The following is a 23,081-nucleotide window of genomic DNA, read 5'->3' as shown; positions in this document are numbered from 1 at the left end:
TTCTGCGGCCGGGGCTGCTCTTTCTGGCACGCGGTGCCAACGGGGTGGCACGGATTGCTAATGCCTGCAAGCGGAAGCCAAGGCATGCTCGCAGCTGCGACCCGTCAGCAATTCTCTCGCCAGCTGACGGACCTCACCGACAGAGAAAGAGAACCGGATGAAACTCACCGCATTCACTGCATCCGTGGTACTCGTGGGAGCAGCAACACTCACCGGTCTTTCCGGGAGCCCCGCTCAGGCGGCTGTCAACTGCAACTGGACGCCCGGTAACGGTGGTTTGCAGAGCGGTTACGGGTACTTCACCGACAAGTACAACGGCTACAACTTCTACAAGGGCCCCGCCAGTAGTTGTGCTACGACCGGCCAGACCGTTCCGAAATGGACAGACTTCAGCATCGGCTGTGAGTGGAGGGCCAGTTCCACCAGCGCCATGTGGTATTACGTGATCGATCGAGATTCCGGCAAGAAGGGCTGGGTTTCCGGAGGGAACATCGTGGTCCAGAGAATAGACGGGACTTGGTGCTAGCTTCGGCATCGGAGAATTTGCCGGCCAGGATTACGCCCGGCAATTTTCTTTGAACTCCGCGATACCTGCCAGGTGCCCGAAGCCGAGCCGTTGCCGCAGGGAGGCGCTACCCGAGCCAGAAGGTCCGGATCGTCTAGGCGGGGACAAAGCGTATTCCTCGCGCCGCAACCGCCGCTACCTGCGCCGACGCCAGATCGCTCATGCGATTCCGGAGCCGGAGAACCAGCGGGCCAACCGACGCCGCCGCGGGAGTACGGGAGGCAGGCCCACCGGAACGAAGTCGAGCGGTTTATCGGCAACCTCAAGACTCTCGGGGCTGTCGCGATGCGCTTCGACAAAAGGGCTTTCGTCTTTGAAGGCACGGTCACTGTCGCGGCAATCCGGCTCTGGCTCCGCCAGTGAAGCTCCGCGCGGGAGGAGTTGAGTCACGGTGCCGGAGCCCGCGGCACGACCGTGGTGACGGAACGCGAAAGACTGGCCTGCCTCCAGTGCAACAGGCTCTTCGAGTGCCACGGTCACCTCGGCTCCGTGATGCGGTCGGACCGTGTCGGCGCCCTCGGGCAGCGTGACGGTGCCCCACACTGCGGCGGTGCGGGTGTGAAAACGGAGGCGATCGCCGGAGACAACGTCCACGTTGCCCTGCTCCTCGGACAGCAGGGTGATGTCGGCAGTGAAGCCGACATGGGCACTGACCGAGCTCGGCGTCGCGAGCACCTGGCCCCGCTCGACGGCGTCCGAGGCAACGCCACGCAGCAGCAACCCCACGTTCATATCCGTACTCGCCTCCCCGATGCACTGGTGCTGCTCGATGTCCGCGATGAGGGCGGTCGCGCTGCCACCCAAGCCGATGATCTCCACTGTGTCGCCCTTGCGCACCCGGCCGCGTTCGACCCGACCCGTCACCATGAGCACCCTGCCTTGTTGCAGGCGAAGGACGTCTTCGACGGGCATCAGGAACGGCTTCTCTTCCGCGCTCGCCACTGACTGACCTGGAGATCCACCCATCCTGCCCATGCTCCCTTGTGACCGCACGCGGCAGCCGCGAACGGGAGCCCGAGGCTAACAGTGACCGCTGGCCGCACAGCCCAGGGGGCGACGCAGACGTTCCATCGCCGCCTGGCCACGACCGATCGGACAGGCCCTAAAGGGTGTTGCACAAGGCCGCGGCCTGGGCATCTCCGGTGTATGGCTGGGGTGTTGAGGGCTGAACGGGTGTGGGTGGAGACATTCACGGGGCTGTCGGTGGAGCGGTTCGGGCGGCTGCTGAAGACGGTCCGACACCGGGGCGGCAACGGGACTCTGCGGGGCCGGCCGGGGGGCCTGCCGCTGGCCGAGCGGGTCCTGGTGGTGGCCGTGTACTACCGCACGAACCTGACCATGCGACAGCTCGGACCGCTGTTCGGGATCGCCCCCTCGACGGTGTGCCGGGTGGTCCAGCGGCTGGGGCCGCTGCTGGCGCTGGAGCCGGTGGCCCGCCCGGCCGATGCGGCGGACCGGCTGTGGATCGTGGACGGCACCCTGGTCCCGGTCCGCGACCGGCGCGTCGGCTCCTCCCGCCGCAATTACCGGTTCTCGGCGAACGTGCAGGTCGTCGTGGACGCCGACACCCGCCTGGTGATCGCCGCGGCCCGGCCGGTACCGGGCACCACCGCGGACGCGCACGCCTGGCGCGCCTCCGGCCTGGCCGAGCACTGCGAAGGCGTGACCCTGCTTGGTGACGGTGCCTACCTCAACTGCGGGATGGTCAAACGCCCCCGGCGGTCCCTGCTGCCGGGCGAAGAGGCCGACAACGCCGCCCACCGCAGGGTCCGCGCTCGGGTGGAGCACGTGATCGGCCGGATGAAGAACTACAAGATCCTCCTCGACTGCCGGCAACACGGCGACGGCCTCCACCACGCCGTCCAGGCCGTCGCCCAGATGCACAACCTCGCCCGCACATCATGACCAGAAAACCGCCCTCACAGGCCCCGACCTGCCCGAACACGGCCTTGTGCAACACCCTTTAGGCAACCAGCCCAGTCGGGGTACCGAAGTCGACGCTGGGCTACCCGAACGACGTGGCATGTCGGCCTCAGAAGCTGGTTCTGAGGAGAAGCGGCAGCTGGTGGACTGGTGGACAGCTACGCGGTCGCACCCACCTAGGTTCGGGCGTGGGTCCCATGTCGGCGGCGATGCCATGTCAGTACGGGGGACGTGAGGGAAAACGCGAGCATGACGCCTGCAACGATCATGTTCGGCGTCGCCTGTCCTTGGGCAATCAGGTACGTCCCACCAGTGGTGCCGCCCAGGACAGTGCCCAGTGCGGGTGGCCATCGGTCGGTGGTCAGTCCCGTGATGACCACCACGTACGTAGGCACCACTGCGAGAAACAGCACCCACCCATGCCACTCGTAGCCGTCCGCCGCTGTGCAGCCGCGCCTGGCGCCTCGCTCACAGCCGCCCTCAATCAGCCCGGCGATTCCCCAGCTCAAGGCCAGCATGACGATGACGCCGACCGGAATCCAGAAGAGGGACGTCTCGTCGAACGGTCGAATACCCGACGGGCGCTTCGCGCCCACGCTGTCACCTCTCCGCTGCCTCATACGGGTGTGACCATAGGGGCGTGAATCCTCGGAAGGGAAGTAGCCAGTAGATCGGGGTGTGCTCGGTTGGGCGGTGGAGGGGGACCCCGCCGACAACATCCCGATCAGCACCGACCTACTGGCCGCTTCTCTTCAGAAGAACCGCACCCTAGCGAGATGCACCCGTGGCATCCCAAGAAGGCGCATGGCGGGGCGGCCCGGCGTGGTGGTATCCCGCCCGGCCGCCGGTACCCGCGGGTCCCTCCCGTCCCGCGCTCAGCCGCGGTGAGCCGCTCCGAGTCGGTCAGTGCAGCAGGCCCAGCGCGCGGGCGAGTTGTACGGCCTTGTTGCCGCCCAGCGTCAGCTCATCCTCCTTGCGGCCGAACAGGTAGGGGACCAGCGTGGCGCGCAATGCCTTGAACTGCTGGAAGTCCGATTTATGCAGCAGGGCACTGTTGTCCAGGTCGGCAGGGACGTGGTACGGCCGGGTGTACGGCAGCGAGGAGCCCGAGCCGCTGGTACCGGACGCCGAATCGCCCACGACCAGACCGGGGTGGCCCACACCGATCTCGACGCAGTACAGCGTGTGGGAGGCACTGCCCGCGGTGGCGGTGGCGGTATCCGCGCTGAACTCGACGGTGGTGCCGTTGGCCAGCTCGATGGAGTACTTGATGCGCGTCGACTGGACGGTCAGCGCCACCTCCAGGAGCCAGTCCTCACCGGTTCCCCACCGGGTGGAGGCCGAGGACGTAGTCAGCGCGTCGTGCACGATGCGACCGAACGCGTTGTCGGTGGAGGTGTCGGCGCACAGCGCCGCGACCCGCGTGCTGTGCACCGGGTCAACCTTCAGCTGGGTCTGTGCCGAGAGGCGGAAGCGCTCGGCGCCGAACGCGACCGAGCGGCCCTTCACCGAGAACAGGAACGTCCCCTCGGCATCGCCCTCGCAGTGCCGCCGGCGCAGGCCGATGCCGCGGCTGAGCAGGGCCCGGGACCGGGTGTCGTAGTAGGTATCGGTGGTGATCTTCGTGGGTTGGGCCTTCAACGCGAGGATGTTCAGCTGGCTGCGGGTGGAGGCGTCCCCGAGCAACGCCTCCATCGCCTTCACCGCCCGGTCGTGGGCCTCCTTGCCGACGTCGTACTCGGCTTCCGCCTCGATGCCCGTCGCCATCTCCTCGCCCGGCTGGAGGACGTCGTGGAAGGTGCGGAAGACAGCGCGGTCATCACGGAGTCGCTCCCCGGCGTTCCAGTCGCTGAGCCGCGCGCTCTCGGCCGCGAGCAGTTCCTGCTCGGTGAGCGGGCGCAGCTTGACCTTGCCGGAGCCGCCCTTGCCCTTGATGCCGCCGCTGTAGTGGTTGGGAGCGTTCGTCCCCTTCGGAGTCTGGGCCGTGAGCCACTCCGCTTTCACGCCGAGCTGCGGGACTCTCTCGACGACCCAGGAGCGCAACGCGGCGCCGGTGGTGCCGGTCGGCGGCTGCAGGCCGAGGAGCTTGGTCAACTGCTGGTAGGTGTAGGCGACTTCGAAGACGCACACATTGCCGTTGGTGCCCTTGCCCGGTTCGAGGACCGCGATCCGGTCGAGCACCTTGTCGTCGCGGACCTCCAGAGTCACGGGCACGAGATCGTGCGGCTTCGCCATGTACTCCTGGTTGCAGACGATCTTGCAGCGGATCTTGATTCCCTCGTCGTCGAGGGCGGGCGGATCGGTGAGGATCTGAGCGAACTTCTTGTAGCCGGCCTGCTCCTCGTAGGCGAGATCCGATATCCGCGGCGGGTTGTCCTTCCAGACGCGCCCGCGCTGCTCCTCGAACTCCTGGAGCAGCCCGCCGGGCGTCTTCTTCGCCGCGCGTTCCGTGGCGGAGACCTCGGCGTCGGTGGTGATGACGTGTTCCTTTACCGCGCTGGGCCGGGCCGCCTCCGCCGCGCCGCCGGTGCTCACGCTCTTGAGGGCGGTGACGTTCCAGGCCCGGAACCAACGCAGCGCCCCCGTGGAGTCCTTGACCCCCTCGACGCTGTACTCGACGTACCCGGCGGAGGTAACCCGCGACTCGGCGATCCGCTGCGGGGTGCTCAGGGAAGTGACGTTGACCGCGGTCCCGTTGGGCAGCACGGCGGCCGGGTTGCGCTGCGGTGGTATCTGCTGGCTCTGCTGCGGTTTCGGTGCGGTGGTCATGAGTCCTCCTGCGTCTCGGTCTCGATGAGGGCGGAGCCGACGTGCACGACGCACCGTGATCTCGACGAATCCCTGACATTTTTTGGACCACGGATCCACTGCGGCGATGCGACGGCCCCCAGAATGACGAAGAACCTGGCCTCACGGACAGAGCCGGAGCGGGTGGCGTTCCCCTGCCCGCCCGCCCACCCTGAACTGGCCCGACGGACCCAGAAGATCTCGTGTGATCCCCCACAGGGACCTCTCTGATCCCGCGCCCACCAGGCGTCTCGGACCGGGGCGGGCGCGCATTCCGCTTCCCGCTCCTCTGCACGACGGGGTCTCTCGACGGTGATGAACGTCCTCTAAGACTTGGTCCGGCTGTCGCTGGGGTAGGGCGTTGATCGGCTCCGCACGCCCTTGTTGGTGTCAGCCGCTGGTGTCAGATGACCTTGGCCTCCTCGACAGGGTGTCGCTCGCCGGCGGGCGCTGCCGCTCTCGACGTGCGGGACCTATCATCAGCGCTCGATTACAAGGGGGCTGGATGGGCGTCTATCTGGGCGTTGCGGTGATCGTCGTCGTCGTTCCGTGAGGCGCCTTTGTGCTGCGATGGTGGGACGACGCTTACCAGAAGCCTCGGGCCAGGGTGGTGGTCATCATCGGGTACTGGTCTGTGCTGGCGGTGGCCTTGGCCGTCAGAGATTGGAATCACGGCTCATGACCGCACAGCCACACGTCGGTTCTGTCTGGACCCAACGTCCCCCGGGCGAGCCCGAACGCGACTTCAGTTTCCGGGTGACAGCGGTGTACCCGCTCGGCGAGGTCACCTACGTCGAGATCGAGCAACTGGATGGGAGCCCTCCACGCTCCCCACGATGTGCCCCGCGGCCGGGAACGGCGCCCCCTCCCACCCGGTGCCGGCCGACCTCCCGCCGGAGGCATCGTCCGTGACCGTGGGCCGTGCTCGTCGGGTGCGGCCAGACCAAGAGCAAGACGTGGTCGCTCGGTGCGAGCGCGTACTGCGACAGCATCGCCGGCCTGCTCAGCTGTTGTTGATGATCCGGGAGGGGGGCACCGGGCCAGGAAGAAAGCCTTCGACGAACGTCCGCCCAACACCAAACCCAAGCTCTGCAAGCTGTTCGCAAAGCTCCAGGCCAAGCACGGGACGGTGCTTGTCGTAGTCGGGCGAGGCCGTTCCGGGCACCGATGCGGCAGCGCTCATTGTCCCGAGCCTGGCTGGATCCCTGGCCGCGGTCCTTGACCAGCGCAAACTGCTGGCCGGGCGGATCGAGGAACTCCAGGAGGCTCTCCCTCTTTCGAAGGTCCGGAGGTCGATGCCGGGAGTCGGCGTCAGGACCGGAGCCCGCGTCCTGATCGAGGTCGGCGACAGCAGCACCTTCCCGACTGTCGGCCACCTCGCCGCTTCCCCGGGAGTCGCACAGGCAACCAGGAGCTCGGGCTCCTCAATCCGCGGCGAACAGCCCCCCGAAGGGGAAACAAACAGCTCAAACGGGCGTTCTTCCTCTCCGCTTTCGCGGCCTTGGGCGACCCGGCATCCAGGGCCCACTACGACAGGAAGATCGCCCGGGGCAAGCACCACACCCAGGCCCTGCTCTGCCTCGCCAGACGCCGGGCCGACGTCCTCTTCGTGATGCTCCGAGACGGTACCTTCTTTGAACTCCAGCTCGCCAAGGCGGCCTGACCTATAGGAATTGGCCAATGCCGCGCGGGCCTCATGCTGGTTCATGGCGGCAGTCTGGTGCAGCGGCCGGACTCGGCGGGGCAGAGCCACTCGCGGATCCGGGCCGTCGACCCTTGAGCAGCACGGCTACGCCTCAGCGGGCGAGAGGTCGAGGAGTGCCCACACCTGTCGGTCGTCGGCCGTCGTCAGGCTGTGCCAACGCGAGGGTCCAGCCCCTTCAGCCCCTGTCAGGCCGCACGAGCAGCTAAGTCAATGGACAACATTGCATCCGCACTCGCCGGATTCACTGCAACAGTGACGTTGTGCAGCGTGGCGATCCGCAGCAACGCGCGAACATCGTCACCGTGTGGAGCCGCCCACAGCGGGTCCCAGAAGAACACCAGAACGGAGACTTCGCCTGCCACGATCGCGGCGCCAATCTGCTGATCACCCCCACTCGGCCCGGACGCCAACCCCCTTACCGGCAAATCGAGTTCCTCGCGCAGCAGCTCCGCCGTGCTGCGGGTTCCGACCAGGTTCTCGTTTGCCAACCCTCCTCGGTGACACCTGGCCCACTCCACTAAGTCCTTCTTCCGCCCGTCATGGGCAACCAAAGCGATCATGTCATCCAGGCTGACAGACCTCCTACCCAGAAGTCATCGGCGCCCGGAAGCAACCGCTCCGCTGACCACGCTTCGCTCACGCAACCCACGAAAGTAAACGCACGCCCCCACCCGCCGCAGGAGCGTTTCACGATCCACAGTTCTGCTCGACGCTGATGGGCGCGGATGGCAATCTCCCGTCGCTAGACCTGCAGGCTGTTCACGGCCTGTCCCGGAGAGGACGGTTCGAGCCAAGTGTCCGAGAGCAGCACCGAGGCTTCGATGCGCGTGTGCGTCCGTCTAGGTGGTCGCGGGCGTGGTGGCAGCCACCAGTGGCACACAGACGGATCGTGATCGCCATGCGGGCAATGTGGCTGGGAGCCACTCCCCGTGTGTTCTCGGAGTGGGAGGCGCACCCTGGTTGTAGGCCCTGGGGAAGTGGGTTCGCGATGAAATACCAGTTGACAGGCGCGACGACGCCGTTCTTCGGAGTGTCAGGGCAGTGGACCCGGTCTGACCGCGAGGTTGCGGCGCTGGTGATGAACTTCTTGCGCGGCCGCCAGGTGATCCGCGACTACGGGCCGCGGGAGCCCGTCGAGGCCGAGTACTGCGTCAACTCCGCACGCCGCTGCCGCGAGACGCTGAGCGAGTACCTGGACATGGCGAAGCCTGGCCGTCCACTGGCAGGCCTTTCGGGGCGCGCTGGAGACGTTGCGCGAGACGGTTAGCGACGGCAGCCAGTTTGTGGCCAAGAAGGCCAAGGGTGCCCAGTTGCCCCTCTGATCATCTGCCCTGGCTGCGTCGCCGCGGATTCCGGACACGTACCGACAGCGTTTCGGATCGTTGATCCGGTACAACCAGGGCTGTGGGTTCGGCAGTGAGCCCCGGGGCGAGTCCCTCTGCCGCGTGGGGGGACTCGCCGAAGGCTGTAGGCACTCGGCCGGTCCCAGGGTTCGAGTACTGGGACCGGCCGGTGGTGGACGGCACCCACCGTCGTGACCACTGAAACGACAGTGCGTGCAGAGCGTCACGTTCGACTGCTCGTCGGATTGACGCAGGAACGGGAGCGGGCCCGGCGACTCGCGCCCGGCCCTGAATTCCGGCTGAGCGCGGTGCATCAAACCCGGGCAATCCACCACCGCGCGCTCACGCATTTTCCGGTGGCGGTGACGGCGGCCTCCGTGTAATCGCACAGCGATCGGATCAGGCCGAGCCCAAGGCCACCGCTACCGTCCAGGCGGCTTCCGTCGCGCTCGACGGGCAGCGTGTTTCCCGAGTCCGTAACCTCGACGACGAGGGTGCCATCGGTCGTGAAGACCGACAGTCTCCACGACTGCTCGATGGTGTGCTCGATGGCATTCGTGAGCAGTTCACTCACCACGATCAGGATGGCCTCGACGTCCACGCGCAGCCCAGACTCCGCCAGGTGTGTGCCCGCGAGTTGGCGGGCTCGCGTCATCGACACGCAGGTGGAGTCGGTCGTGAACAGCATGCGTCCCTCTCGTGCCGATCCGTCCGCCTACCGTGCCCGGTGCATCTGAATCCACACGTCGCGACGCGTGTGAACGTTTCGCCTCGATCCATTCCCGCGGGTATGACGGAACGCTTCTCCACGCGTATCGTCCCCTTCTCGAACAGTTGCCTAAGGACAACGATGTTTGCGAGTAGCTGAGCGACGCGAGGAGGGCAAGGGGATGAATGTGCGGCGGCGCGAGCAGCGCGGCGCGTGCGGGGTCGTGTCATCGGGGGCCGGGAACCTGTGGGTCATCTCGGTGGCCGGGGAAGTGGACTTCACCAGCACAGACCTGCTGGAACTGACAGTCGCCGAAGTGCTCCGCTCACACGAAGGCGCTATCGCGTTCGACCTGAGCCGGCTGGCATTCTGCGACTCCTCGATGCTCAACGTGCTTCTGCGCTCGTCCCGACAACGCCAGGTGCTCCTCATCGGCATCACGCCGCAGACACAGCGGCTGCTCCAAGTCTCCGGCACTGCATCGATCTTCGAGCAGCACGTAACCGTGCAGGACGCTGTTGACGCAACAAGCTGAGACTCACCCGCGGCTGTCACTGCCAAGACACCCCTCGACGCCTACTCCAGCATGCCGGGCGCGATGCCTCCGGTCTGCACGCCTCGCACGGGTGACACCCTCGGCGAGAGCGCGGAAGGCGTTCGCTGACCGTGGGGAACCGGATGGCGAAATCGCGTTGCTGACCCCGATGGGGGCACAGAACCGCTTGCGGCCGTAAAGGGAAAGGCACCCTTGAACTGCGTCACAGTCTCGGTCTCAGGTTCGGGCTGGGCGACGTCCGCGCGCCTGCCCTTGCGCGGACTACGGGACGGTGGGCTACAGGAGTGGTGGGGTCAGCTCACGAGGTGGAAGTGGCGCCGTGGTTGGCGGCCCACGAGGCAAGGATGCGCAGCCTGTCGTGGGTGGGAGATCCGGCTTCGGCGGTCCACACGACAAGTTGCTGGTCGGGGTCGGTGCTGGCGGTGAGGGTGTCCCAGTCCAGCGACAGCTCTCCGGCGACGGGATGCAGAAGGGTCTTGGTCCCGACGCTGAGGGTGGCGACTTGGTGGGCAGCCCACCACGTGCGGAAGTCCTTGTCCTGAACGCACAGTTCACCGACCAGAGTGGTCAGCCGTGGGTCGTCTGGGTATTTGGCTGCTTCCATGCGTAGTTGTGCGACCGCCATGCGGGCCACGCTTTTCCAGTCGGCATAGAGATTCCGCATGGCAGGGTCGGTGAAAAGAATGCGGACGTAGTTACGGTGCTTTTCCGGCACGGCTGAGAAATCGGTGACCATGGCCGCGGCGAGCGGGTTCCAGGCGAGGATGTCCATGCGTCGGCCCATGACGATGGCCGGGGTGGCCGTGAGGTCGTCCAGAACCCGGCGCAGCTGCGGCTGGACCTTCTGCTGGGCCCGGCGGCGCGGCCTGGCTGTCTCCTTGCCCGCGAGGCCGAAGAGGTACCGGCGCTCGTCCTCGTCCAGGTCGAGGGCTTGCGCGACGGCTTCGAGTACGGGGGCGGAGGCAGGCAGGCGGCCCTGTTCGAGGCGGGTGTAGTAGTCGGTGGAGATCGCCGCCAGCTGCGCTACCTCTTCGCGGCGCAGGCCCGACACCCGGCGCCTTCCGGCGCTGTCGGGCAGGCCCACGGCGCGGGGCGTGAGCTCGGAGCGGCGTGCCTTGAGGAATTCTCCCAGCTCGTTCAGATGCGGTGATGGACTCATGCCTCCAGTGTCGCAGCGAATACTCCGCCCGTGCGGGGGAGGAATTCTTCCCAGGATGTTCTCTTCCCAGGAAAGCTTCCTCCTCTGCACGGACGCCGGCGCCCGTGGCAGCGTGGAATTCGGCACCACAGAACGTCAGGGAGAAGGAAGCGAAGAGCATGACGGAGAAGCAGTCCGCGGCACAGCAAGCCATCGGCGACGTCACACCCAAGCTGGCCGATCTGACCGACGAGGTGCTGTTCGGTGACGTGTGGGAGCGCGGCGGTCTGTCGCCCCGTGACCGCAGCCTGGTCACGGTCACCGCGCTGATCGCCCTCTACCGCTCTGAGCAGCTCGGCTTCCATCTCAAGCTCGCCCTGGACAACGGGCTGAGCCGGGACGAGCTGGGCGAGGCCATCACCCACCTTGCCTTCTACGCCGGATGGCCTAACGCGATGGGCGCTGCCGCCCAGCTCAAGGCGATTCCCGCGGACGCCCCGTAACCGCAGGCTGCCGGTCCCGGCAGCGTCTGCGGAACACCACTACCCGTAATTGATCAAGGAGTTATCCGACATGGCCGATCACGGCTTCGAGCAGCCTTTCGCGCTCGGTGAGACCAACGATGCCTACGCCGAGAACTTCATCGGGCAGAGCTACCTGGCCCCCTTGACCGGCGGGAGTGTCCCGGTCAGCAACGTGTCTTTCGAGCCGGGCTGCCGCAACAACTGGCACATCCACCACGGCACGGATGGAGGCGGCGACCAGGTCCTGCTGTGCGCGGCCGGCAGCGGCTGGTACCAGGCAGACGGGCAGGACCCGGTCAGCATGACCCCCGGCACGGTCATCCGTGTCCCGGCTGGCACCAAGCACTGGCACGGCGCGAAGGCCGACTCCTGGTTCTCCCACATCGCCTTCATCACCCCCGGCGAGGGCGTCAGCAACGAATGGCTCGAGCCGGTCACCGACGAGGTGTACGGCCGGCTCCCGAAGAGCGGAGAAAGCGCATGACCATCTTGAACGAGACCTACACCCTGGCCGGCGGCGTCCAGATCCCGAAGCTCGGCCTGGGCACGTGGTTCATCGACGACGACAAGGCAGCCGATGCCGTCCGCGCGGCGATCGAGACCGGCTACCGCAACATCGACACCGCTCAGGCATACGGCAACGAGCGCGGTGTCGGGGAAGGCATCCGCACCTGCGGTGTCGCGCGTGAGGACCTGTTCGTGTCGACCAAACTGGCCGCGGAGATCAAGGACTTCGACACAGCGGTCGCCGCGATCGACGAGTCGCTGGCGAAGCTGGACATCGGTTACATCGACCTGATGTTGATCCACGCCCCGCAGCCGTGGGACGACTTCCGCGGCAGCGACTACGCCGAAGGCAACCTTCAGGCGTGGCGCGCGCTGGAGGGCGCCCACACGGCGGGCAAGATCCGCGCGATCGGAGTGTCGAACTTCGTCCAGTCCGACCTGGAGAACATCCTCACCCACGCCACCGTGGCACCGCACGTCAACCAGGTGCTCCTCCATGCCGGAAACACCCCGGCCGAGCTGCTGGGCTTCTGTCAGGACCGGAACATCCTCGTGCAGGCGTACTCACCGATCGCGCACGGCACACTCCTCGACAGCCGCCAGATCACCGCGATCGCCGAGAAATACGAGGTGAGCGTCCCGCAGCTGTGCATCCGCTACGCCTTGCAGCTGGGCACCCAGCCGCTGCCGAAGACCGCGAACCCCGAGCACATGCGCTCCAACGCCGACGTCGACTTCGAAATCTCCACTGAAGACATGACCGCGCTGGGCACCCTCGACGAGCGCGACTACGGCGAGCACGCCGCCTTCCCCGTCTACAGCGGCAAGTAGCCCGCACCGGGCCGGCCTATGGCACGCCGTGGGCGGCCCGGCAGCCGCACGGCAGGAGGCTGCGTATGCGCAGAGCCGGGCTGTTCCGCTCGCCTGGCAGGCGAGCGGCGTTTCCCCGTCAGCTGTCGGCGGGTTGCGGGCCCTATCGGTTCGTGGTCGAAGGACTGGAGGTGGGACAGTGGAAAAGCAGGTGCACCGACTCCGTGGTGCACGCCGCCTCCGCGACGAGCACTGAATGCGTGCCTTCTGCCACTTCTCGGCCAACGGTTAAGGCGGCGCTCAGAGTGACTTCTGATGACCCCTACGCGCAGGTGCGAGCGACCATAGCGCGGTGTCGGACGGTGATCGACGAGGCGGTGCGGATGAGGGAAGCCGCGTGCCGGATGCACCGGGACGCGCTGGCCATGCGCGCGCGAGTCGCCGTACTGCGATCACAGAATGAAGCTGGTCGTCGTTGAGCTGCCCACGACTGCTGTGACATCTGCGGCGTAACGGCAGGTCGTGGCCCGTGACGGCACAGCACCGGCGCTGGCTCCAGCGCCGCGTATCGGAGACGGCGGGCGGCCCAGACGGTGCGCTCAGTGTGCACGGCGAGATCCTCGCGGTGGAGCAGGCGGTTCGGACTGCTGGCGTCGAGTGCAGTGCCCAGTTCGGCATGAACAGGAGGCGGCCGATGCTGCCTCTGCCGCGCTTCGCATTCCGCATCACAGGCTCTGCGCATCAGACCGCCAGCTCACGGGGTGTGCTTCCAGCTCCCGCGGGACAGGGCCGTCACTGCGTCCGGGGTGATCTGCACCGTGGTGCCGTGCAGCAGCAGCGCTCCCTCCCGGTTCAGCCGGTCCCGGATCCGCTCCAGCCGCGACCACAGCTGCTGCGGGCCGGCCTCACGCACGGTCGTGCAGGAACGGCTCACCAGCGCGTTGGACGATCCTGACGCCGGTGGAGTGATCGACACGTTCGGCACGTTGCTGACAAAGCGCTCGGTGACCTCGATCATGCCTCGCCGGACGCGGTCCTCCAGCGGCAGGCTCCAGGGCGCTTTGCTTCGGCGTCGTCCCTCCCGAAGCGGTGCTAACTGATCAGCTTGCTGAAACCGTGGCCCGAGACGCCAGCGCGACGCAGCGTCCCGTCCTCCAACCCGCGCCCGGAGCATACGGGGCAGGGTGCGCACCGGCCCTGCCCCTGTGCGGTGCGGGGGCAGGACCGGTGCCGATAGGTCAGCCGAGCGGCATGTGGTTCACGAACGCCACCTGGTACGGGTGCTGCGTCTGCCAGCGGCCGATGATCTCTTCCACTCCGGGCGCCTGGAACGCTGCGCCGAGCGTGGGCAGATCGGCGACCCCGAACTGGATCACCGCCGTCGCGATCCGGGCGGGGATCTCCTCCTCGCCGGGTACGGGAATGTGGCGCGCGGCGGCCGCCGTGCGGACGTGCCCGGAGTCCAGCATCACCTTTTCGATGTCCTGAAGGAATCGGTCAAGGTCGGCGTCGGGGATCGGGTTCTCGAAGGAGACGAGCATCGTGTGCTGAATCATGCAGCTATGGAAACAATCCGGGCCGTCGCCTGTCCAAGTCCTGTTCGCTCTCGATCGATATCCTTGAGGCATGGCTGAGCTGGAGACCCGAGAGATCGAGTACATCGTCGCCGTAGCCGAGGAGCTGCACTTCGGCCGCGCCGCCGAGCGTCTGGCGATCGCACAGCCCGCCCTGTCCAAGGCGGTGGCGCGCATCGAGAGGCGGCTGGGCGTGCAGCTCTTCGCGCGCTCCAGCCGGCAGGTCGCCCTGACACCGGCAGGCGAAGCGCTGCTGCGACACGGCCGGTACGCCCTGGACGCAGTCAGCTCCGCGGTCGACCACACGCGCCGGGCCGCCGGGCTCGGTGGCGGGCTGCGGTTGGTGCTCAAGCCGGGTGGTGACGCCGGTCTGCTCTCGGCGATCCTCGCCCGGTACGCCCAGGAGCCGGACGCCGAGCGCGTCGAGATCATCTTCAGCGGACCGGCCGACCGGGTCGACCGACTGCGCGCGGGCCAGGCCGACGTGGCTCTGCTGTACGCGCCGTTCGACGATCTCGAGGGACTGGATCACGAAACACTCAGTATCGAGGAGCGCGTGGCGGTGCTGCCCGCCGATCATCAACTGGCCACCCGGTCCGCGCTGCGTCTCGCCGATCTCGAGGGCGAGACGATGCCCCGCTGGAGGGACGTGCCGCAAGGCACCCGGCACGCGCACCAGAGCGGCACCGGGCCCGAGGTGACCGACATCGCCCAGCTGTATTCGCTGGTCGCCATCGGCCGCACGGCCGCCGTGCTGCCGCGCTCCCTGGTGGCGCCGGCGCCGCAGGGTGTGGTCTGTGTGCCGGTGCTCGACGCTCCCGAGAGCCGCATCGTGATCGCCTGGTCGCCGCGCGACGACCGCCCGCTGGTCCCGGCGTTCGTGGCAGCCGCGCTGGCAGTGGCCCGCAGATAGGCCGGCTCCCGACTCACTCGACCGCTGGTGCCCGCCGCAGGAGTACTCCCCGGGCGCGATGGTGCAAGACGTCACCCCGCCGGGTGCAGGAGTCGGAGTCTGCCTGCCCATCGACGCCAGCGCCGGAACGGGAGCAGCGCCCACGCGTCTCTACGCCCAAACGCCTGCTCGCCGGACCCGCCAACTCGTCGCCGACCTGATCGCCGCCACGGTGACCGCCGCCCCGACCGTCCGGCAGGCCATACTGACGCCGGCCGAACCTGGGCGGAAAGCGCAGAGCGCAGGCGACAGCCTCGCCTCCAGCCTGGACCGCGCGGGGGACGCCGCCCCGAAGGTCCCCCTCGTCGGGAACTCCCTGAAGGCACCGCTGAAGTCCGCCGCCGACTCCGGCACCGCCCTCTCCGACGCCGGACAGTCGCTGCAGGACACCGTGGGACATGTCGCCACGCTCACCACGCTCGCCCTGATCCTGCTCCCGACCGCGCTCATCGTGGTCGTGTGGCTCGTGCCTCGCCTCCTTTGGATGCGGCGCACCGCCACCACCCGCCGCCTGCTCAGCACCCCGGCGGCGCGGACCTGCTGGCCCTGCGCGCACTCACCGGCCCACAGCGCCCGCTGACGACGATCCCGACGCCGCCGGGCGGCCTGGCCGAAGCCTGGCGCCGTCGCGACCCGGACACCATCGAGAGCCTCTCGGCACTGACACTTCGACAGGCTGGCTGCGTAGGTGAGACCGGAGAGCGCTTGTAGGCGGTTTGGGAGAGCGGTCTGGGTCTCTAACCCTCTGGAATGTTGCTGAGAACTGGCAGCAGGCAGTTGCGTCGGAACCTGAGTGACGTCAAGAAACTGTTGACCGTAGGCTCTCGGCGAAAGGCAGGTGCAGTGGACATCACGGTGCAATGGATCAAGACGTCCTGGACGAAGCAGTCTCGGGGCGGGGAGGCCGCTGCCCGTAGGAACGCGGCGCCGGTCGGCTTCTCGTTGCCTCAGGTGCCCTCTGGGTTTGCCCACTTCGTCCAGATGTCCGAGCGTGACGGCTTCGAGCTACGTTCGAGCCAGAAGGACCTTCGCGAGATCGGTGTCAGCCTGCGGGACGAAGGTGATCGGCTCCGAGTGCTCGCTCGTGTGGAGCCGCTTTTCGGGTTGCCGCCTCGGTCGCGCAGGCCGCCGGCAGTTCGACTGCTTCCCGGGCAGTGGGTCCGCTGGCAGTTGAACTACCGGTTCTCCAGTGCTCTGGGAATCCGCGGTTGGTCGTACTGGCTCGACACGTTCAACATCGCTTATGGCCCCGTCGACCGGGATGTCTTCCTGTCGGAGCCGACCGTGATCGTCGATGAGTGCGGGCCAGTTCGATAGAGCAGGCGCACCGCGCTCAGACGGCTGCTCGTTCTGCTTGGGCGCGGGTGGTGGCGAGGCGGTAGGGGTCGGTGCCGGTTTTCGATGATGTTGCCGCCGAAGGCGAGGCGGTCGACGATGGCTGCGCAGAGGCGGGGGCCTGTGAAGGTCTTGGTCCAGCCGGAGAAGGACTTCGGTGAAGGCGATGGCGGCGCTGTTCTTCCGGCCGGCACCCAGTCGCCCCGGGGTGACGTACCGGTACGGCGCTTTCAGCTCCGCAGTCCCGGTCTGCCTAAGGTATTGCAGGCAGGCGGCGATGCCGCGCCGCCAGTACGTCTTCTCCGGATCCAGGACCCGGAGCTGGATGAACTGTGCGAGTAGTGCGGGACCGCGTGGCGTGGAGAACCGCAGCAACCGTACCGCCGCCCCACTCACCACCCGCCTCCTGTCCCCGCGGCCGGCGTCCTGGCCCTCGACACCATTGCCCTCACCCTCGAGCCCGTTGCTCTCCTCCCCGGGGTTCAGCACCAGCCCCTCCATGCCCCCAGCAACGCCGACCGCACGCTCCTCCACGCCCCCGGCAGCGTCGATGCCCCGCCGGTTACCGAGGCTGCTTCGTCGAGACCGTCGTCAGAGATCCAACTGCCGCTGCGGGCGCGGGGATCGGCGAGGGCTTCGACGTTGCCGGGGGCGTGGGCCCGCAGGGCAGACAGCAGCTTGCTCAGGCTGCTGTACGCCGCCGAGGTCAGCATTTCCGGCTGCACGATATCGACCATCGAGCCACGAGTATCCGTAAAAGCAACCGCATCACAGCGAGCGGTATCGACACCTTCACCCAATATCTTGACCGACGCCAATACCCGCACAGCCGCCTCCACCCCACGGCCCTGCTCGCGGGGCAGGCAGTCAGAGGCGAACTCGCGCAGCACCCCCTGACGGTGGCCGGGCGAGTGCTCCCCGTACAGCCACTGCGCCCACTCCCGCGTCGGTGCCGGGAACCGCCCGGGATCGTCGGCATGCAGCTGCCCGGCGACGGCCGGCACTCCGGCCGCCATCGCCTCGGCCTCCACGATCCGGCTGTGAAAGGTCAGGATCTGGCGCAGCATCTCGTCCACGGCCGCCGTCAAACAGCCCGTCTGCAGGGCCGTGTTCCCGATCCATCACGGCGGCTTCTGCGACGGAGCGTTCGGATATCCGGGCAAGCCGGACGAGTTCGCGCGGCGGCTGCGGGAGGTCCTCGACGGGGCCTCCTGAGCCGCTTTCCGACCGGCTCCGCGGGGCCCGCGGGCGGGCACGTCGGCCGGCGTACGGTGCCGGCGTGCTCGCCCGCAGTCGTGGTGACGGAGCGCTGGGCTTGTCGGAGCGACCCGGGGGTTCTACTTGTTCAGGGCCGACATGCCCTTCTCGTCGTAGCGCTCACCGGCGGCCTCGGGGACCTCGGCATCGATGCGGGCGAGATCGTCCGCGGTCAGCTCGACGTCCAGTGCGCCGACGTTCTGCTCGAGATAGGTCCGGCGCTTGGTCCCGGGGATCGGGACAAGGTCCTCGCCCTGGGCCAGTACCCACGCGATCGCGAGCTGGGCGGGCGTGACCTGCTTCTCCGCGGCGATCTCCTTCACCTTCGCGGCGAGCCGCAGGTTCGCCTGGAGGTTGTCGCCGGTGAAGCGCGGACCGTGGCGCCGGGAGTCGTCCTTGTCGAGTTCTTCGGGGGAGGAGAACCTGCCGGCGAGGAATCCACGGCCCAGCGGCGAGTACGGCACGAACCCGATCCCCAGCTCACGGCAGGTCGGCAGGATCTCGTCCTCCGGGTCCCGGCTCCACAGCGAGTACTCGGTCTGCACCGCCGTGATGGGGTGTGCGGCGTGGGCGCGCCGGATGGTCTCCGCGCTCGCCTCGCTCAGGCCGATGTGGCGGACCTTGCCCTCGCCGACCAGCTCGCCCAGGGCTCCGACGGTCTCCTCGATCGGGACGTTCGGGTCGATGCGGTGCTGGTAGTAGAGGTCCACGTAGTCGGTGCCGAGCCGGGTGAGGGAGCCCTCGATCGAGCTGCGGACGTGCTGGGCGGAACCGTCCTGACGCCCGACGGTGCTCGGGTCGCCGGGGACCGCGTCGTCCATGCGGAGATTGAACTTCGTGGCGATCACGTACTCGTCACGATGGCCCTTGACCGCGCGGCCCACCAGCGACTCGTTCGTGAGCGGTCCGTAGATCTGGGCGGTGTCCAGGAAGTTCACCCCCAGTTCGAGAGCGCGCTGGATGGTCCTGATGCCCTCGGTTTCGTCGGCACTGCCGTAGAAGGCGGACATGCCCATGCAGCCCAGACCGAGCGAGGAGACGTCCAGATCCCGGAGTGCGCGTGTGTGCTGCTTCATCTCGTACGGGCCTTTCATCGTTCATCGGTGTCGTGCGGCCGAAGGGTGGTGCAGGCCGTCGAGCGCGGGCGTCGCCTGACGGTCGCCGCGATCGGAACAGCCGATCGATCACCCTTTCATGAGACGACCTCTCAGGCGATCGGGCATTCCGGGTCGCGGTGATCAGGAATGCCCGATCGCCGAAGCGTGAACGTCGCAGGGTTCCGTCAGGGAGTCATGACGTCACCGCTCCGTCCGACGCCGAACCGACGGTCGCCGCGTACTTGCTGAGGACCCCGCGCTCCAGCGGGCGTTCGGGGCGGGTCCAGCGGGCCCGGCGCTCGGCCAGTTCCTCGGTGGTCACGTCGAGGTCGAGTGTGTTGCGGGCGGAGTCGACGACGACCGTGTCGCCGTCCTCCACAAGCGCGATGGGACCGCCCGTCCACGCCTCCGGAGCGACATGGCCGATGACCAGGCCGCGTGACACGCCGCTGAACCGACCGTCGGTCACCAGGGTGACGGAGTCGCCGAGCCCCTGGCCGACCAGGGCCCCGGTGATCGACAGCATCTCCCGCATGCCGGGGCCGCCGGCCGGGCCCTCGTAGCGGACGATCACCACGTCGCCCTCGGCGATCCGGCCGTCCTGGATGGCCTCGAAGCACTCCTCCTCGGAGTCGAAGACCCGTGCCGGGCCCTGTCGGACGAAGTCGGGGCGCCCGCCCAGCTTCAGCACGCATCCGTCGGGGGCGAGCGAACCGCGCAGGATGGCCAGGGCACCCGCCGGCTTCACCGGCGACTTCACCGAGGTGACCACCTCCTGACCCGCCTCTTCACCGGCCGAGGAGGCAACGTCAGCCGGTGTACGGCCGTCGACCAGCGTCACCGAGTCGCGCAGCACGCCCGCTTCCAGCAGACGCGCCGCCACCAGCGAGGTGCCGCCGGCCCGCCACAGGTCCGCGGACGTGTACGGCCCGGCGGGCTTCAGCGCCGTGATGATCGGAACCTGGCGGCACACCTCACCGATCCGGTCGATGGGCAGGTCGATCCCGGCCTCGCGGGCGATGGCGAGCAGGTGCAGTACGGCGTTCGTGGAACCGCCCATCGCGGCCACAGAGACGATCGCGTTGTGGAAGGCGTCCTCCGTGAGGATCGAGGACGGGCGCAGGTCGCGGGAGAGCACGTCCAGTGCGAGTTCGCCGACGCGTTCGGCCGCGGCCGTCTTCTCCTGGGCGGTGGCGGGGATGTCGCCGACGCCGAACGGCGCGAGGCCGAGGAAGTCCGCGACCGTGCCCATGGTGTTCGCCGTGTACTGCGCCGCGCACGTCCCGGCGCCGGGGCAGGCGTGCCGGGCGAGGTCGTCCACGTCCTCCTGGCTGACCCGGCCGACGGCCCGCTCGCCGAGGGCCTCCCACATGTCCTGGATGGTCACCTCGCGCCCGCGCCACCGGCCCGGCATCATGCTGCCGCTGTAGAGCAGCACGGACGGGATGTCGAGGCGCGCCATCGCCATCATCGCGGCGGGGACCGTCTTGTCGCAGCCCACGATGCAGACCATGGCGTCGAATTGGTGGGCCCGGCCCATGAGTTCGATGGAGTCGGCGATGACCTCCCGGCTGACCAGCGACGCCCGCATGCCCGGGGTGCCCATCGTCAGGTTGTCCGAGACGGCGACGGTGTTGAACTCCATGGGCTGACCGCCCGCCCGGCGCACCCCGGTGGCGACATGACGGGCCAGGTCGCGGTGGGTCAGGTTGCAGGGCATCGTCCCGGTCCAGGTCGAGGCGATGCCGACGGTGGGCCGCCGCATCTCCTCGTCGCTCAGGCCCATCGCGTAGAGGTGCGAGCGGGCCGGTGCGCGGTCGGGGTCGTCGGCGATGTTCATTGCGGCTCCTTCGTCGCGGAGTGCGGAATGCGGAGTGCGACGTGCGGTGAGTGAGGGGCGGTGGGTGAGTGGCGGCCTCCTCCGGCCGGGGGTGGGGCGGAGGAGGCCGCACGGGGACGGCGGCAGATCCTGCCGCCGTCAGTCGGTGACGCGGATCGGGTTGCGCAGCAGGCCGATGCCCTCGACCTCGACCTCCACGACGTCCCCGTCCCGCAGCCACAGCTGCGGGTCACGGCCCATGCCGACGCCGTGCGGCGTACCCGTGGCGATGACGTCGCCGGGGTGCAGCGTCATGTACCGCGACAGATAGGCGATGGTCTCGGCCACATCGAAGATCATCTCCTTGGTCGAACTGTCCTGCACCGTCTCGTCGTTGACGCGGGCCGAGATGGAAAGACCCTGCGGATCAGGTACTTCGGACGCGGTGACGATCCACGGGCCGAGCGGGCAGAAGTCGTCGAAGTTCTTGCCGCGGAACCACTGCCCGTCGGAGAACTGCGCGTCCCGCGCGGACACGTCGTTGGCCACGGTGTAGCCGAAGACGTACGAGGCCGCGTCCTCGACGCTCACGTCGCGCGCCGTACGGCCGATGACGACGGCGAGCTCGGCCTCCCAGTCCAGCTGCGCGGTGCTGCCGCGCGGCACACGGACCGTGGCGGTGGGGCCGGTCAGGCAGTGCGCGGTCTTGACGAACGCCAGCGGGACCTTCGGCGTCTCGAGGCCGGTCTCCCGGATGTGGTCGGCGTAGTTCAGGCCGATGCAGACGATCTTCTGGGGGGCGGCGAGCGGGCTGAGCAGTTCCACGTCGGCGAGCGGCACCCCCGGCACGTCGGCGCCCAGCGTCTCCTCGGCCGTGCCGTCCGCGATCAGGTCGCGCACGGCGTCGGACATGTGCCGCCGCTCCTCCGCGACGACGGGGAAGACGGTGTCCCCGTCCACCCGGGCCGCCAGAACCCGGCCCTCGTACCGCACTCGGGCAATCTTCACAGTCTCTCCAGGGTCGTCGGTGTGCGGGCGGGGTCAGGCGAAGCGGGGCAGGAACCGGCTCTGGGCCCGCAGCAGTTCGTCGGTCAGGGCGGCGGCCGCGTCCCGGCCGGTGACCGCGCCGTCGGCGATGACGGCCTCGACCACCATGTCGCGATCGCCCGTCATCGCCGCCTCGACCGCCAGGTCGACCGGGGCCAGGCGCCGGGCGAGGATCGCGGTCAGCGGCGCCGACAGGTCCGGGACCCGGAGCTGACGCAGACCCCTCGCCGTGGCGACGGCCGGAATCTCCAGGGCCGCGCCGTCCGGCAGGCCCGGCACACTGCCCCGGTTGGGCACGTTCACGGAGAACATCTCCCGCCGGTCGAAGGTGATCGACCGGATGATCGCGAGGAGCTGCTCCTGCTCACCGGTGGACCGGTCGAACGCGGACTCGTCGAGCGGCGCGTCCCCTTCGGCCTGGGTGCGCATCGACTGGTACCGCTCCTCGCCCCACGCGAGGATCTCCGGTACGGAGAAGGCGTCGACGCCCAGCTTCTTGCCGTAGTAGTCGCCGCTCGCCCAGCGCTCGGGGAAGAACTCCACGACGTGCCGGTCGTTGGCCGCCGGGTACGCGCCGTAGGTGCGGAAGAACTCCCAGGAGAACGGGTTGTGCCACGCCTTGCCGTTCTCCCAGATCGCGCCGATGTCGTCCGGGTGGGCGGGCTCGGCGAGTTCCCGCTCCATCCGCTCCCGCACGACGGGCCAGGCGTCCTGGCCGCGGTGACGGAAGTCGTAGATGAACGTGAGGTGGTTGATCCCCGCGTACAGCGTCGACGTCTCCTCGAACGGCAGCCCGGCGAAGGCGGCGAGCTCCCGCTGCACGTGGTGCATGCCGTGGCACAGGCCGATGACCTCGGCGCCCGCGTAACGGGTCATCGCCTGGATGTTGGCGGTCATCGGATTGCTGTAGTTGAAGAAGTAGGCGTCCGGCGCGAGTTCGACGACGTCACGCGCGATGTCGACCATGACGGGCGTGGTGCGCAGCAGGCGGGAGATCCCGCCGGGCAGCACCGAGTCGCCGACCGGCTGGAAGACGCCGTGCCGCTGGCAGATCTCGTGGTCCGTCTGCCAGGCAGGCCGGCCGCCGACGCCCACGCACGTGACGACGTAGTCCGCGCCGGGCAGTTCGCTGCGCCGGTCGGTGGACGAGCGTACGGTGATGCGCTTCTCGGCACCGCGCGCCTCGACCATGCGCTCGGCGAGCCGGGCGGTGACCGAGAGGGCCTCGGGGCTGACGTCGACGAGCCGGATCTCCCAGGAGCCGAGGTCCTCCGCGCCGATCAGATCGGCGAGCAGGCCGCGGGTGAAGACGGCGCTGCCGGCGCCGATGAGCACGAGGGAGCGTCGGTCGGTGGTGTGGGCTGACACGAGCTGGTCCTTTCGGATGCGTCCGGCGGCCCGTCCCGGGGGAGGGGCGGCGGAGCGGGTGAAGT

At 68.3% G+C, this 23,081-nt stretch carries 23 protein-coding genes and 5 pseudogenes; 13 read left to right on the top strand and 15 right to left on the bottom strand.

Translation table 11 applies throughout. The annotated features are described in order from the left end of the window. Window positions 1-157 precede the first annotated feature (157 nt). Together ABT127_RS30630 and ABT127_RS30625 are read left to right on the top strand one after the other, a co-directional pair. Window positions 158-526: a hypothetical protein gene (locus tag ABT127_RS30630; RefSeq protein ID WP_351456972.1), complete on the top strand. Its 369-nt coding sequence runs from the start codon at window positions 158-160 to the stop codon at window positions 524-526. A 97-nt stretch (window positions 527-623) separates the two neighbouring features. Beyond that, a pseudogene (locus ABT127_RS30625) lies at window positions 624-928 on the top strand (transposase); the annotation flags it as partial. Window positions 929-955: 27 nt separating this feature from the next. Here ABT127_RS30625 and ABT127_RS30620 read toward each other — a convergent pair. Further along, window positions 956-1,432: pseudogene (locus ABT127_RS30620) on the bottom strand (EF-Tu/IF-2/RF-3 family GTPase); the annotation flags it as partial. A 279-nt stretch (window positions 1,433-1,711) separates the two neighbouring features. Here ABT127_RS30620 and ABT127_RS30615 point away from each other — a divergent pair. Further along, entirely contained in the window at window positions 1,712-2,470 is a 759-nt protein-coding gene (locus ABT127_RS30615; protein WP_351456969.1) for a transposase family protein, read from the top strand. A 194-nt stretch (window positions 2,471-2,664) separates the two neighbouring features. Here the strand turns inward: ABT127_RS30615 and ABT127_RS30610 are convergent, their stop codons facing one another. The 3 genes from ABT127_RS30610 to ABT127_RS30600 form a co-directional block, all read right to left on the bottom strand. Beyond that, complete coding sequence (locus ABT127_RS30610; RefSeq protein ID WP_351456966.1) at window positions 2,665-3,084, bottom strand: hypothetical protein; 420 nt, start codon at window positions 3,082-3,084, stop codon at window positions 2,665-2,667. Window positions 3,085-3,391: 307 nt separating this feature from the next. After that, window positions 3,392-5,257 carry a CYTH domain-containing protein gene (locus ABT127_RS30605; RefSeq protein ID WP_351456963.1) on the bottom strand — a complete coding sequence of 622 codons (1,866 nt, stop codon included), beginning with the start codon at window positions 5,255-5,257 and terminating at the stop codon, window positions 3,392-3,394. A 1,021-nt stretch (window positions 5,258-6,278) separates the two neighbouring features. Next, window positions 6,279-6,458 (bottom strand): hypothetical protein, encoded by a 180-nt coding sequence (locus ABT127_RS30600; protein WP_351456961.1) that lies wholly within the window; start codon window positions 6,456-6,458, stop codon window positions 6,279-6,281. Between ABT127_RS30600 and ABT127_RS30595 the strand changes: the two are divergent. Beyond that, window positions 6,430-6,938, top strand: a pseudogene (locus ABT127_RS30595) (transposase); the annotation flags it as partial. The gene ABT127_RS30600 and the pseudogene ABT127_RS30595 overlap by 29 nt on opposite strands. Window positions 6,939-7,165: 227 nt before the next feature. Here ABT127_RS30595 and ABT127_RS30590 read toward each other — a convergent pair. Beyond that, window positions 7,166-7,540 (bottom strand): methylglyoxal synthase, encoded by a 375-nt coding sequence (locus ABT127_RS30590; RefSeq protein WP_351456958.1) that lies wholly within the window; start codon window positions 7,538-7,540, stop codon window positions 7,166-7,168. A gap of 428 nt (window positions 7,541-7,968) precedes the next feature. Here ABT127_RS30590 and ABT127_RS30585 point away from each other — a divergent pair, with 428 nt between their 5' ends. Continuing rightward, a complete protein-coding gene (locus ABT127_RS30585; protein WP_351456956.1) occupies window positions 7,969-8,247 on the top strand; it encodes a DUF6650 family protein in 279 nt (92 codons plus the stop codon). Between the two features lie 389 nt (window positions 8,248-8,636). On the opposite strand, the gene ABT127_RS30580 is transcribed toward ABT127_RS30585, so the two are convergent. Continuing rightward, window positions 8,637-9,011 carry an ATP-binding protein gene (locus ABT127_RS30580; protein ID WP_351456954.1) on the bottom strand — a complete coding sequence of 125 codons (375 nt, stop codon included), beginning with the start codon at window positions 9,009-9,011 and terminating at the stop codon, window positions 8,637-8,639. Window positions 9,012-9,213: 202 nt separating this feature from the next. Between ABT127_RS30580 and ABT127_RS30575 the strand changes: the two genes are divergently transcribed. Continuing rightward, complete coding sequence (locus ABT127_RS30575; RefSeq protein ID WP_351456951.1) at window positions 9,214-9,567, top strand: STAS domain-containing protein; 354 nt, start codon at window positions 9,214-9,216, stop codon at window positions 9,565-9,567. Between the two features lie 319 nt (window positions 9,568-9,886). Here ABT127_RS30575 and ABT127_RS30570 read toward each other — a convergent pair whose 3' ends face one another. Further along, the gene (locus tag ABT127_RS30570) at window positions 9,887-10,747 is read right to left on the bottom strand and encodes a helix-turn-helix domain-containing protein (protein WP_351456948.1); all 861 of its coding nucleotides are present in this window, start codon (window positions 10,745-10,747) and stop codon (window positions 9,887-9,889) included. A 158-nt stretch (window positions 10,748-10,905) separates the two neighbouring features. On the opposite strand from ABT127_RS30570, the gene ABT127_RS30565 reads away from it, so the two are divergent. The 3 genes from ABT127_RS30565 to ABT127_RS30555 all read left to right on the top strand — a co-directional run bounded on the left by ABT127_RS30565 (window position 10,906) and on the right by ABT127_RS30555 (window position 12,588). Next, window positions 10,906-11,229: a carboxymuconolactone decarboxylase family protein gene (locus tag ABT127_RS30565; RefSeq protein WP_351456945.1), complete on the top strand. Its 324-nt coding sequence runs from the start codon at window positions 10,906-10,908 to the stop codon at window positions 11,227-11,229. A gap of 70 nt (window positions 11,230-11,299) precedes the next feature. After that, the gene (locus tag ABT127_RS30560) at window positions 11,300-11,734 is read left to right on the top strand and encodes a cupin domain-containing protein (protein WP_351456943.1); all 435 of its coding nucleotides are present in this window, start codon (window positions 11,300-11,302) and stop codon (window positions 11,732-11,734) included. Then, window positions 11,731-12,588 (top strand): aldo/keto reductase, encoded by an 858-nt coding sequence (locus tag ABT127_RS30555; protein ID WP_351456941.1) that lies wholly within the window; start codon window positions 11,731-11,733, stop codon window positions 12,586-12,588. Before ABT127_RS30560 ends, ABT127_RS30555 begins: the two co-directional genes overlap by 4 nt. 733 nt (window positions 12,589-13,321) lie before the next feature. On the opposite strand, the gene ABT127_RS30550 is transcribed toward ABT127_RS30555, so the two are convergent. Together ABT127_RS30550 and ABT127_RS30545 are read right to left on the bottom strand one after the other, a co-directional pair. Further along, window positions 13,322-13,585 (bottom strand): hypothetical protein, encoded by a 264-nt coding sequence (locus ABT127_RS30550; RefSeq protein WP_351456938.1) that lies wholly within the window; start codon window positions 13,583-13,585, stop codon window positions 13,322-13,324. A 220-nt stretch (window positions 13,586-13,805) separates the two neighbouring features. After that, complete coding sequence (locus tag ABT127_RS30545; protein WP_351456936.1) at window positions 13,806-14,123, bottom strand: hypothetical protein; 318 nt, start codon at window positions 14,121-14,123, stop codon at window positions 13,806-13,808. A gap of 70 nt (window positions 14,124-14,193) precedes the next feature. Between ABT127_RS30545 and ABT127_RS30540 the strand changes: the two genes are divergently transcribed. From ABT127_RS30540 to ABT127_RS30530, 3 genes are all read left to right on the top strand, one after another. Then, window positions 14,194-15,054 (top strand): LysR family transcriptional regulator, encoded by an 861-nt coding sequence (locus ABT127_RS30540; protein WP_351456933.1) that lies wholly within the window; start codon window positions 14,194-14,196, stop codon window positions 15,052-15,054. A gap of 58 nt (window positions 15,055-15,112) precedes the next feature. Beyond that, window positions 15,113-15,673 carry a hypothetical protein gene (locus ABT127_RS30535; RefSeq protein WP_351456930.1) on the top strand — a complete coding sequence of 187 codons (561 nt, stop codon included), beginning with the start codon at window positions 15,113-15,115 and terminating at the stop codon, window positions 15,671-15,673. 263 nt (window positions 15,674-15,936) lie between these two features. After that, window positions 15,937-16,410: a hypothetical protein gene (locus tag ABT127_RS30530; protein WP_351456927.1), complete on the top strand. Its 474-nt coding sequence runs from the start codon at window positions 15,937-15,939 to the stop codon at window positions 16,408-16,410. A 16-nt stretch (window positions 16,411-16,426) separates the two neighbouring features. Here ABT127_RS30530 and ABT127_RS30525 read toward each other — a convergent pair. Both ABT127_RS30525 and ABT127_RS30520 read right to left on the bottom strand, forming a co-directional pair. Next, window positions 16,427-16,611 (bottom strand): annotated as a pseudogene (locus ABT127_RS30525) (ATP-binding protein); the annotation flags it as partial. 299 nt (window positions 16,612-16,910) lie between these two features. Beyond that, window positions 16,911-17,504: a hypothetical protein gene (locus tag ABT127_RS30520; protein WP_351456924.1), complete on the bottom strand. Its 594-nt coding sequence runs from the start codon at window positions 17,502-17,504 to the stop codon at window positions 16,911-16,913. A gap of 31 nt (window positions 17,505-17,535) precedes the next feature. On the opposite strand from ABT127_RS30520, the pseudogene ABT127_RS30515 reads away from it, so the two are divergent. Beyond that, window positions 17,536-17,643, top strand: a pseudogene (locus ABT127_RS30515) (alpha/beta fold hydrolase); the annotation flags it as partial. A gap of 122 nt (window positions 17,644-17,765) precedes the next feature. On the opposite strand, the gene ABT127_RS30510 reads toward ABT127_RS30515, so the two are convergent. The 4 genes from ABT127_RS30510 to ABT127_RS30495 form a co-directional block, all read right to left on the bottom strand. Next, the gene (locus tag ABT127_RS30510; protein ID WP_351456921.1) at window positions 17,766-18,761 is read right to left on the bottom strand and encodes an aldo/keto reductase; all 996 of its coding nucleotides are present in this window, start codon (window positions 18,759-18,761) and stop codon (window positions 17,766-17,768) included. Window positions 18,762-18,975: 214 nt separating this feature from the next. Next, window positions 18,976-20,622 (bottom strand): dihydroxy-acid dehydratase, encoded by a 1,647-nt coding sequence (gene ilvD, locus ABT127_RS30505; RefSeq protein ID WP_351456919.1) that lies wholly within the window; start codon window positions 20,620-20,622, stop codon window positions 18,976-18,978. Between the two features lie 138 nt (window positions 20,623-20,760). After that, entirely contained in the window at window positions 20,761-21,609 is an 849-nt protein-coding gene (locus tag ABT127_RS30500) for a fumarylacetoacetate hydrolase family protein (protein WP_351456916.1), read from the bottom strand. 33 nt (window positions 21,610-21,642) lie between these two features. Then, window positions 21,643-23,016, bottom strand: coding sequence for a family 4 glycosyl hydrolase (locus ABT127_RS30495; protein WP_351456913.1), 1,374 nt, complete (start codon window positions 23,014-23,016; stop codon window positions 21,643-21,645). Window positions 23,017-23,081: the final 65 nt, after the last annotated feature.

The sequence above is a fragment of the Streptomyces sp. NPDC001904 genome (genome assembly GCF_040297005.1).
Classification (GTDB): Bacteria; Actinomycetota; Actinomycetes; order Streptomycetales; family Streptomycetaceae; genus Streptomyces.
The sequence above is the reverse complement of the archived record's forward strand: the minus strand, read 5'-3'. Positions and strand labels throughout refer to the sequence as shown.